Here is a 2,221-nt window from a genome sequence, read left to right on the forward strand (position 1 = left end):
GCGGCCGCCACCTGCGCGCCGATCTCCATTGCCTCGCGCACGGGCAGCGCGCCGCGCCCGAGCCGCGCGGAGAGGGTCTCGCCCTCGACCAGCTCGAGCACCAGGTAGGGCACGCCCGCTGCTTCCTCGAGCCCGTACAGCACCGCGATGTTCGGGTGGTTGAGCGACGCGAGCAGCCGCGCCTCGCGCTCGAAGCGCGCCAGCCGCTCGGGGTGCCCCGCGAACGCCTCGGGCAGTCCCTTGATGGCGACCTCGCGGCCGAGCCGGGTGTCCCTCGCGCGGTACACCTCGCCCATGCCGCCGGCGCCCAGCGGCGCGACGATCTCGTACGGGCCGAGCCGCGTTCCGGGGGCGAGCGTCATCGCCTGCGGAACTCCGCGAGCCAGTTCTCCACGAAGAGCAGCGAGCGCGTCACGGGCGGGCCGACCTGGCGCACGCCGATGAAGCGCTGGCCGTCCGGGTGGGCATCCAGCGGAAAGCCGGCGGCGTTCGTGTGCCGGAGGTCGAACTCTCCCGCGCTCGCCGAAAACAGCGCGTGCGGCATGCCGAGCGCGGGACGTTCGCCCGGCCCGACCGAGACCAGCTCGAGCGTGTCGGCGCACACGTAGAAGATCCCGTCGCCGCGCCGCATCCACCGGGGCCATTCGCCGCCGTTCACGGAGACCTGCAGGCGGGAGCCCCCCTCGGGGTAGCGGCGAATGTAGACCTCCCTGCGGCCGGACTCGTCCGACGTGTAGGCGATCCAGCGGCCGTCGGGAGAGAACGACGGGTCCGACTCGTCGGCGGGCGTCACCAGGAAGGGCCTTGGCGCGCTCCCGCCGGCCAGCGCGACGGTCCACAGGTCGCCATTGCCCTTGCGGTCCACCGTGTAGACGAGATTCCTCCCGTCCGGGCTGACGGCCGGCTCGAGCCCCTGGGCGATGGTGTCGGGTGCGCCGCTTCCGTCGCCCGCGACCCCCACGATGCGGTCCGTTCCGACCCCCCCGCGCGAGGCGTAATAGATGTGCGTCCCGTCCGGGGACCACGCCGGATGGCCCTCCCAGACCGGGCTCGAGGTGAGCCGGGTCCTCGTGCCCCGCACCAGGTCCTGCACCCAGATGTCGACGTTCTGGTTCTCGACGACGACGTAGGCCACGCGGGAGCCATCCGGGGACAGCGAGGGGCTGGAGAGGCCCTGCTGCGGTTGCCCGACGGGCTCTTCAGCGCCCCCTGCTCGCCGCCACCACCCGAGCTGCCCCGTGGGCGAAGCGGGGTCCTCGGCCGCCACCAGCAGGCCCGCGCGGCTGTCGCTCGCCAGCTGGGCGCCGTCCAGGATCCGGAACGGGGGCCCCGTGGCCTTGCGCGAGGAGACCGAGAACGGCACGGCCCACGTCGCGCCGCCGAAGGCGCCTCCTTCCTGGGTGACGAGCAGGTGGCCGGTCGGCGAGTAGCTCACCGCGGACCCGTCCAGGCCGTCGTAGACCCGCCGCAGGCGCGGCGGGGACCCCTCGACGATCGCAACGGCGCCGTTGCCCTGCTTGTCGTGCACGTAGAGCAGGACCGACCGGCCGTCCGGCAGGAAGGTCGGGCCGTGGTAATCGACGATGGTGCTGTCCGGCGCGAGCAGCGGGCGAAGCCGGCCCCCGCCGGCCGCGACCTCGTACAACCCGCCGCGCCAGATCGCGAGCACGATGCGGGAATCGGCGCCCCAGGCGCCGCCGACGATCTGGCCGCTTTCGGGGATGTCGCAGAGCTCCCGGCTCTGGTCGCCGCCGGGCGTGAACGCCCAGAGCTTCCGGTTGGCGCTGAAGCACAGCGTGGACTGGTCCCACGACCAGAACGGCGCCCGTCCCTCGTTCGAACCGGGGACCTCGATCGCGTCGAGCCTTTCCAGGCGGCGGATCCAGAGGCGCCCCCTGGCCTCGTACGCGATCGCGCTCCCGTCCCGGGTGAGCGCGAGCGGCTCGAAGAAATGGGTCGTCAGCCCCTCCACCGGAACGCGAAACCGGCGCAACTGGCCGGCCGGCAACGCGGGCCGCAGCGCGAGGAGCGCCGCCGCCGTCGCGGCGATCGCGACCGCCGCCGTCACGAGGGGCACGATCCAGCGGCGGCGGTCCCGCGCGGCCCCTGCCGCCGCGGGCGGCTCGGAGTGCGCGCGCGCTTCGGCGAGGAGCAGCCGCGCGTCACCCGCGTCGCGCAGCCGCTCGCGCGCGTCCTTGCGCAGGCAGCGCGCCAGCAACTC

At 74.2% G+C, this 2,221-nt stretch carries 2 protein-coding genes; both read right to left on the minus strand.

The features are described 5' to 3' along the window. On the minus strand, positions 1-362 hold a 362-nt coding region (locus VI078_07000; GenBank protein HEY5999038.1), incomplete at its 3' end, for a serine/threonine-protein kinase. After that, on the minus strand, positions 359-2,221 hold a 1,863-nt coding region (locus VI078_07005), incomplete at its 5' end, for a hypothetical protein (protein HEY5999039.1). The genes VI078_07005 and VI078_07000, both read right to left, overlap by 4 nt.

The organism is bacterium (genome assembly GCA_036524115.1).
GTDB lineage: Bacteria > JAUVQV01 > JAUVQV01 > JAUVQV01 > DATDCY01 > DATDCY01.